9 protein-coding genes are annotated in these 7,167 nt (G+C 63.7%); 5 read left to right on the top strand and 4 right to left on the bottom strand.

Features of this window, described 5'->3' with window-relative positions:
• The 5 genes from VFF46_RS15900 to VFF46_RS15880 form a co-directional block, all read left to right on the top strand.
• Window positions 1-600 (top strand): YihY/virulence factor BrkB family protein (locus tag VFF46_RS15900; RefSeq protein ID WP_325037889.1); only part of this gene is annotated, 600 nt, incomplete at its 5' end.
• A 153-nt stretch (window positions 601-753) separates the two neighbouring features.
• Window positions 754-1,821 carry a ribosome small subunit-dependent GTPase A gene (rsgA, locus tag VFF46_RS15895; protein ID WP_325037888.1) on the top strand — a complete coding sequence of 356 codons (1,068 nt, stop codon included), beginning with the start codon at window positions 754-756 and terminating at the stop codon, window positions 1,819-1,821.
• 31 nt (window positions 1,822-1,852) lie between these two features.
• The gene (locus VFF46_RS15890) at window positions 1,853-2,596 is read left to right on the top strand and encodes an SDR family NAD(P)-dependent oxidoreductase (RefSeq protein ID WP_325037887.1); all 744 of its coding nucleotides are present in this window, start codon (window positions 1,853-1,855) and stop codon (window positions 2,594-2,596) included.
• A gap of 59 nt (window positions 2,597-2,655) precedes the next feature.
• Entirely contained in the window at window positions 2,656-2,883 is a 228-nt protein-coding gene (locus VFF46_RS15885; RefSeq protein ID WP_325037886.1) for a hypothetical protein, read from the top strand.
• Window positions 2,884-2,971: 88 nt separating this feature from the next.
• On the top strand, window positions 2,972-3,775 hold the full coding sequence (locus VFF46_RS15880) for a hypothetical protein (RefSeq protein ID WP_325037885.1): 804 nt from the start codon (window positions 2,972-2,974) through the stop codon (window positions 3,773-3,775).
• Between the two features lie 52 nt (window positions 3,776-3,827).
• Here VFF46_RS15880 and VFF46_RS15875 read toward each other — a convergent pair whose 3' ends face one another.
• The 4 genes from VFF46_RS15875 to VFF46_RS15860 all read right to left on the bottom strand — a co-directional run.
• Window positions 3,828-4,595 carry a hypothetical protein gene (locus VFF46_RS15875; protein ID WP_325037884.1) on the bottom strand — a complete coding sequence of 256 codons (768 nt, stop codon included), beginning with the start codon at window positions 4,593-4,595 and terminating at the stop codon, window positions 3,828-3,830.
• Window positions 4,592-5,449 (bottom strand): hypothetical protein, encoded by an 858-nt coding sequence (locus VFF46_RS15870; protein ID WP_325037883.1) that lies wholly within the window; start codon window positions 5,447-5,449, stop codon window positions 4,592-4,594. The genes VFF46_RS15875 and VFF46_RS15870 overlap by 4 nt, the downstream gene beginning before the upstream one ends.
• A 323-nt stretch (window positions 5,450-5,772) precedes the next feature.
• Window positions 5,773-6,003: a hypothetical protein gene (locus tag VFF46_RS15865; protein ID WP_325037882.1), complete on the bottom strand. Its 231-nt coding sequence runs from the start codon at window positions 6,001-6,003 to the stop codon at window positions 5,773-5,775.
• A gap of 296 nt (window positions 6,004-6,299) precedes the next feature.
• Window positions 6,300-7,167 (bottom strand): helix-turn-helix transcriptional regulator (locus VFF46_RS15860; protein ID WP_325037881.1); only part of this gene is annotated, 868 nt, incomplete at its 5' end.

Here is a 7,167-nt window from a genome sequence, read left to right as displayed (position 1 = left end):
CTGTACCACCTGTCGGTCCCGATCCGGACGCCGTGGGTCTCGGACCTGCCGGGCTCGTTCCTGGCGCTGTCGATCTGGATCCTGGGCAGCTTCGTGCTCCGCTGGATCCTGCAGAGCACGGTCGGCGGTACGTCGATCTACGGCCCGCTCGCGGCGCCGATCGCGGTACTGATGTGGCTCTACATGACCGCGATCGCGGTACTGATCGGCGCTGCGCTGAATGCGGTCGTGGACCGGCTGTGGCCGCACAAGGCACACGTCACCGAGGTCAAGAAGGAAACGCCGGAGCCGGAGTCGGAGCCCGCTGAGGCTGAGGCTGAGGTCGAGCCGGTGATGAAGGCCGAGCCGGAGCAGCACCACGAGCACCCGAACCCGCTGACGCCGGTCGAGTCCGACGACCACGCGGAGGCCGCGCGGAAACTGGAGGAGTTCGCGGAGCAGCCGCGGAAGACCGGTCCGGCGGTGCGGACGGGCCTGGGGAAGAAGGCTGTTCACAAGGCCGCGAAGAAGTCCGGCGAGACGGTGCCCGACGAGCCGGGCCGGAAGGCCGCGAAGGTCGGAAAACCGGGTGCGCAGGGGGATCCCGACGACCTAGGCTGACGGCATCGCGACAGACGGTCCTGGCCGGACCGCAAGGACCCGGAGGGAGGCAACCCGCCATGAGCTTCGAACAGGCCGAACGGCCCGTTGTCTTCCGTACTGTCCGTCCGCGGCGCTGAGTCCCGCGGCCGGACCCTTCGAAAGGTTCGCCGCATGTCAGCCTCACTTCAGGCCCTGGGACTCGACAGCTCCACGGCCGAATGTCTGCACACCGTCCCCGCGGAACTGGTCCCGGGACGGGTCGCCCGGGTCGACAAGGGCCTGGCGACGGTTTTCACCGAGGACGGTCCGGTCCGCGCCAGCTGGTCCGGCGCGCTGCTCGCCGAGATCGCCTCGGACGCCCAGGCCGGCCCGTGTACGGGTGACTGGGTGGTACTGCGTTTCTGGCCGGACGACCGGATCACGGTCGAGTCCGTGCTGCCTCGACGCTCGGCGATCGTCCGGGCCGAGGTCGGCGGGTCGTCCCGCGGCCAGGTGCTCGCGTCGAACGTCGACGTGATCGCGATTGTCGTCGGTCTGGTTCCGGAGCCGAACATCGTCCGCATCGAGCGCTTCATGGCGCTCGCGTGGGAGAGCGGCGCGCGACCGGTCGTCGTACTGACCAAGTCGGACCTCGTCACCGACGCTGACCTGTTGGCCGAGGACGTGGCCGCTGCTGCGCCCGGTGCCGACGTACTGGTGTGCAGCGCGAGCACGGGCGCCGGGCTGGACGCCGTACGCGAGCTGTTGGCCGAGAACGCGACCCTGGCGTTGCTGGGGTCAAGTGGTGCCGGTAAGTCGTCCCTGGTGAACGCACTGGCCGGCGTGGAGCTGCTGGACGTGCAGGACATCCGGGAGGACGGTAAGGGGCGGCACACGTCGGTACGGCGGGAGCTGATCGTGCTGCCGCGTGGTGGGGTCGTGATCGACACGCCTGGGCTGCGGGGGATCGGTCTGCAGGAGAGTGGGGAGGGTCTGGCTGCGGCGTTCCCGGACATCACGGAGCTGGCGGAGCGGTGCAAGTTCAAGGACTGCTCGCACGAGTCCGAGCCCGGCTGTGCGGTGCAGGCGGGGCTCGAGGACGGGACGTTGCCGTACCGGCGCTACGAGAGCTGGGTGAAGCTGCAGCGCGAAGCGGCGTACATGGCGCGGCGGGCCGACGTACGGCTGCGGAACGAGGCCAAGAAGGAGTGGGTGCGGGCAGCCAAGTCGCACCGACGGGATTGGAAGCCCCGGCCGTAGTGCTGCGCCGTTGAATGAAAGGATCGGGCGTATGAACCGATCAGTGCTGGTGACAGGGGCTTCGCGGGGGATCGGCGCGGCGACGGCGCGGGCCTTCGCCGCCGCGGGGGACCGGGTGGCGGTGCACTACAGCTCGTCCGCGGAGGCGGCCGCGCAGGTGGTGAAGGAGCTGCCCGGGTCGGGGCACGTGGCGGTCCAGGCGGACCTCGCGGATGCGGCCGCGATCGAGACGATGGTGGCGGACGCGGCGGCCGCGCTGGGCGGCATCGACGTACTGGTGAACAACGCCGGCGTGTATCACCCGCACCGGATCCGGGAGACGACGTACGCCGAGTGGCAGCGGGCGTGGACGGACACGCTCGCGGTCAATCTCGTTGGCCCGTCCAACGTCACGTGGTGCGCCGTACGGCACATGACCCGCGGCGGGCGGATCGTGAACGTGTCGTCCCGCGGCGCGTTCCGCGGCGAGCCGAACCAGCCCGCGTACGGCGCCTCGAAGGCGGCGATCGTGTCGTTCACGCAGTCCCTCGCGCGAGCACTCGGCCCGGAGGGAATCGCCGTCACCGCGATCGCCCCCGGCTGGACCGTCACGGACATGGCCGCGGTGAACCTCGCCGGCGACGGCTACGACCGCCGCCGCCTGGAAAGCCCGCTCGAACGAGTGGCCGACCCGTCGGAGGTAGCAGCCGCCATCGTCTACCTGGCATCACCTGAAGCAGAGTTCGCCACCGGCACAGTCCTGGACTTCAACGGCGGCTCTTACCTGCGGATGTAGCTGATCGTGTGGTGGAGCTATTGAGGCGGTACTCCAACCGGCCAGATTTGCTGGGCCCGATGCTCGAGGTGCTGCGGAGGATCCGGGAAGGGGACCGTGTTGACCTGCCCGGCGTGCAGTCGACGGGGTCAGGTGGCGGGTCGGCCCCGATCCGTGACCGCCTGAGCGAGGCAGACATTCGTGACATCGTGACGCGATTCCGAGCTGGGACGCCGAAGCACAAGCTGGCGACCGAGTACCGCATGAGCCTGAGCACGATGAAGCAACTGCTCAGGCATCATCGATGACAAAGGGCGGACCGCCCACGGCGAGCCGCTTCAATAGATATTGAGCACCGAGCAGCATCCCTGAAGATGGTGTTAAAATAGTTGGAGTATGGAACCAAAAGCACTACAATTCCGCGGCGCAGGTACCGGCAATGTTGCCTGTGCGATCGATCTGGAGTTGCTGTATGCGACGCCGCGTGAGCGCGAAGCTTTCGAGGCGCGTTGGCTCGAATTCTTAGCGTCCGATCCAGGCCACGGCGAAGTGCTGACGCGAGAAGGCGCGATCATCAGGTATCCCCACAAGTCGTGGCTGCCTACCGCTGAAAACGGCAAGCCGGCAGTCCTGTTCCTGTTTGGAAACCCAGCTCCGCACTCCGTCATCGCCGACGTTTACTTTGCATATGAAGGCAATGGAGCTGAGCACCGATTTTGGAAGGTGCTGCGTGAACTCGGGTTCGTAGACCTCTTTGGCGATGACGAAAATATCAAACAACGGTTTCTACAACTGAATTACACGTCACCGTTTCGATTAGGGTTCGATGTTATCTACACCTTCCCGAGCAGCGCGAGCAAGCCGAAGTGGTCGGGGGTTCTTGGTGTCGAGCGACTGTTTGGGCGTGCCGCCATAGAGATTCTGCGAGGACTGGAGCAGCAGCGACTGCAGAAGGTTATGCGGGACTTCCTGGCGAGCGGCGGCGCAGTCATTGCGATGCAGAAGGATGCCTATAACGCCATAGCCCAGAACGCGTACGACATCAAGCAGGCCGTTGCTGGGACACTGATGTCTGAGTTCGACGGGCTGCCAGTTTACGGCACACCCCCGACACGCTGGCTCTATACGTCGAAAATGAAGGACGTGCTTCGGCGCATCAAAGTGGACGCCGCGAGCAACACTACAGCTCAAAAGGGCTGATCATTAGATGGCCTATTTAAACGTTCACACTGGTCTGTGACGTCCACTTCGACTATTTGCCAGATTCCTCAACGAGGCGCTCCTCGATGCGCGTCACACCGAGATCCGTGATGAACCACTTGCCGTTGCGATTGGCAATCTGTCGAGTCTTAGCCTTCGACATGTTGCTTATCGCGGCCCTCACGCCAGACGCTGCCTTAGGTACAACTTTCACAAGCTCGGCCGTGGCCAGCCCATCGTCGGCGTTCAGTAGATGAGCAAGCACTTCTTCTTCGGTTGTAAAGGATACCGACTGCAGAAGCGGCTGGCCCTCGATGTTTCGGATAAGGGGCTGCGGAAAGCGAGCCAGGCTCCGAACGGTCTCTGCAACTTTCTCCCGGTCGGTGGTGACGAATACGCGCAGGATGTCAGCAAGCACCCAGCGAACACATTCGATGATCAGCCGGGAGTCGATTTCATTGGCCGTATAGGTAGGCGACACATGCACAGCGCCACGCTGGCTTCGAAGCTTGTAGATGGCGCGGAGCACCTTGGCCAGGTGTATCGCACCCTGCCGCTCGGGGAACTTGTGCGGCACCTGGTCGTTGTCGATGTACTTGAGGCAGTCATCGACGGACTTAGTTCGCGATAGGTTCGACGAATCAACGGAGTAGATGATTCGAGCTGCTACCTCGGCAAATCGACCACCATCAAGCTCACTGTACTTCCACTTTTTGAGCAAGAACGCTTCTTCAACGGATACAAACTCGTCAACAAGCTGCTCAGCTAGCTGATTGTCAACAGAGGTCGAAAGCGCCGCCTTTAACTCGCCTGGCGTCACTTGGCAGCCTCAGCAGCGAGTCCTTGGAGGTACACAATGCCGGCTGGCGTAATTCGAACCTTGCCTTCGCCATTCTTGTTTACGTAGCCTCGCTTCTGGTTGCCCTTGAAGTAACTGTTTAGATCGTTTCTCGAAACTCCTTCACCCAGCCGATCCGTAAGCCAGGCGACGTCGCTTGGCTCAACCGCATCTGCGCCAGCGAGTTTGGCTGCGTTGAGCGCCCACAGATATTTGTCCGTCTTAGTCTTCACTTTGTGGTAGTTGATGAAGCCGTCAATTGTGGGCGTCAGTTCAAGGTTCTTCAGCGCTTCTGGGGCAACCATCGGCTTGCGCGGCTTGCGTGCTGAAGAGCTCGAACGCGATCCCCGTGAGTTGCGGAGACCCTCAAAACCCGTCTCCAGCACATTAAGCGCTTTATCCATGACGTAGTATTCACCCTTGTTCTCAGCTTCGGCTACATACCCGCTGCGGATCGCGGCATCAAGGTCGCGACTGAGGTTCCCGGGCGTGGCCTCTCTGGCCTGGCGGAACAGAGGCCTTACATCATCGAGGGTGAATGTATCCTTGCCGCTCTGCTGAGATACGAGAACGGCAAAAGCGACGATTTTCTCTGGATTTATCTTGGCGCCTGATGCTTCGAGCGCCTCCTTGGGACTCAGCCCGGTCTGCTGACGTGCACTTCGGCTCGCCACGCCACCGCCCGGGCCTCCGGCCGCGCCCCGACCCGGTGCGTTAACCGCCGAGTCGCCCGAAGTCAGATAACTCAAGATGTCGGCTGCTTGAGCAAGTGTGATCGCCTCAGAGTATGTGAGCTTCCCTGAGAGAGTGAGTTCGACGTCGCCCGTAGAGTCCATGAATAGACTATACACGATGTAGCCATGTAGTACATCTCTACATGATCCTGCTTATGCTTCTGACAGCTGCGGACGGAAGCCGGAGAGTGCAGCATCCGAACCTGTGATCGAGCTGTGAGGCTTCGGTTTGGAACGGCTGGCTCGGTGCAGGACTCGCCTCACTACACCAAGCCAGCCGGTCTGGGGTCCCTGGCCGAGTCATCCACAGGGGAACAGACGACTCGGACAAGGACGTTTGGTGTGACGGAGCCGGGCGGCTGGTACGCAGGTGATCCACCACACCGCGAGGAGACTGAGGACGACTCGCCACCGGCTCCGCCAGATCATGGGGCGAGCACCTGCACCTGCGCCTGAGTCGCCGCCTCGAAGTACTCCTTCATGCGTGGAGAGCCCAGGGCCATCAGGTGCAGCGGGCTGGGCACTAGCACTACCTCAACCTGGTCGCGCATGACAGCGTGGAAGAACCGTTCAAAGGCCAGTAGCGGCCGCCGGGGATCCTCTTCCACGAAGACGGCTGCCAGTTCCAAACCGGACGTCTTGGCGAAAGTGCTCAAGCGCTCCTTAGTCCGGTTGACCTCAGAGGTACACACCAGCAGGTGGGCGCGCAGATAGGCGTAGGCCCGGGGGCGTTCAGCTGGCTGGCGGCGGTCCTTAGGGCCACAGCTGCAACGCAGCGCGTAGCAAACGTGAGAGGCAGCCGTCTGGCCGCCGGCTGCTCGTCTGTGCGCCGTGAGGGTGCCCGGCGTCTGAAGGTGATACCCCGTCGTCACCCCCTGACCGTATGGATTGGGGGTGGACCGGATCGATGAACTTGCGCCAACTTGCGCGCATCCCCTGACGGCGAAGAATCCTAGACAGGCAAGTTGCCCAGGGCGGTCCGGATGAGAGCGCGGGCCTTGGAACCGTAGACGGCGAGTTTGGAGAGCGCCGTGAAGGTCTCGGCGTACATGGCGATTTCGCGCGGCTGGGTGATGGTCAGGAACCCGGAGACGAGTTCGACGTTGGCTTGGGTGTTGTCGAAGATGTAGAAGTCTTCGACCGGCCAGCGTGGCGTCCGGTCGACCGCGGCCGGGATTACGCCGAGGCTGACGGAGGCAAGCTGCGCCACATCGAGAAGGTGGCGCAGCTGTCCGGCCAGGACTTCCGGTCCGCCGACTTGGTAGTGCAGGGCGGCTTCTTCGAGCACGAAGGCGAAGGTGTGTCCGCCCTCTGTAAGGATGCGCTGGCGGTCGATGCGTTCAGCGACGGTGGCGGCTACGTCGTCCACGGGCACGCGCCGGCGGTCGCGCAGCGAGGTGAGGACGGCGGTGGTGTAGTCCGCGGTCTGCAAGAGCCCTGGGATCATGCTCTGGCAGTAGGACCGGTACTGCTTGGTGCGGTCGTAGAGCTCCCGCACGGAGGCGTTGAGGTGACGCAGGCCGGTCTGTTCGGCCCGCCGCCAGTCCAGCCACATCGAGTCGACGGACCGGAGCTCGGCGATCAGCTCGGGAAGGAGCGCGGCCGACGAGCAGACCGCACACCAAGTGCGCAGGTCGGCTTCGGATGGTTGCTGCTTGCCATGCTCGATCTTGGAGGTCTTGGCCTCATGCCAGCCGGCCGCGGTCGACAGCGCCCGCGCGGTGAGTCCCGCGTCGAGCCTGACATCCCGCAGCCGGTCGGCAAGCGCCTGACGGGCGCTTTGGGCACTCGAGGATTGCGAAGCAGGCATCCAGATTTCG

Source organism: Kribbella sp., from assembly GCF_035655035.1.
Classification (GTDB): domain Bacteria; phylum Actinomycetota; class Actinomycetes; order Propionibacteriales; family Kribbellaceae; genus Kribbella.
This window is presented reverse-complemented; position numbering and strand designations above follow the sequence as displayed.

Coding starts and splice junctions, on each gene's coding strand:
- rsgA (WP_325037888.1), top strand. CDS start 754: ATGTCAGCCTCACTTCAGGCCCTGGGACTCGACAGCTCCACGGCCGAA.
- VFF46_RS15890 (WP_325037887.1), top strand. CDS start 1,853: ATGAACCGATCAGTGCTGGTGACAGGGGCTTCGCGGGGGATCGGCGCG.
- VFF46_RS15885 (WP_325037886.1), top strand. CDS start 2,656: ATGCTCGAGGTGCTGCGGAGGATCCGGGAAGGGGACCGTGTTGACCTG.
- VFF46_RS15880 (WP_325037885.1), top strand. CDS start 2,972: ATGGAACCAAAAGCACTACAATTCCGCGGCGCAGGTACCGGCAATGTT.
- VFF46_RS15870 (WP_325037883.1), bottom strand. CDS start 5,449: ATGGACTCTACGGGCGACGTCGAACTCACTCTCTCAGGGAAGCTCACA.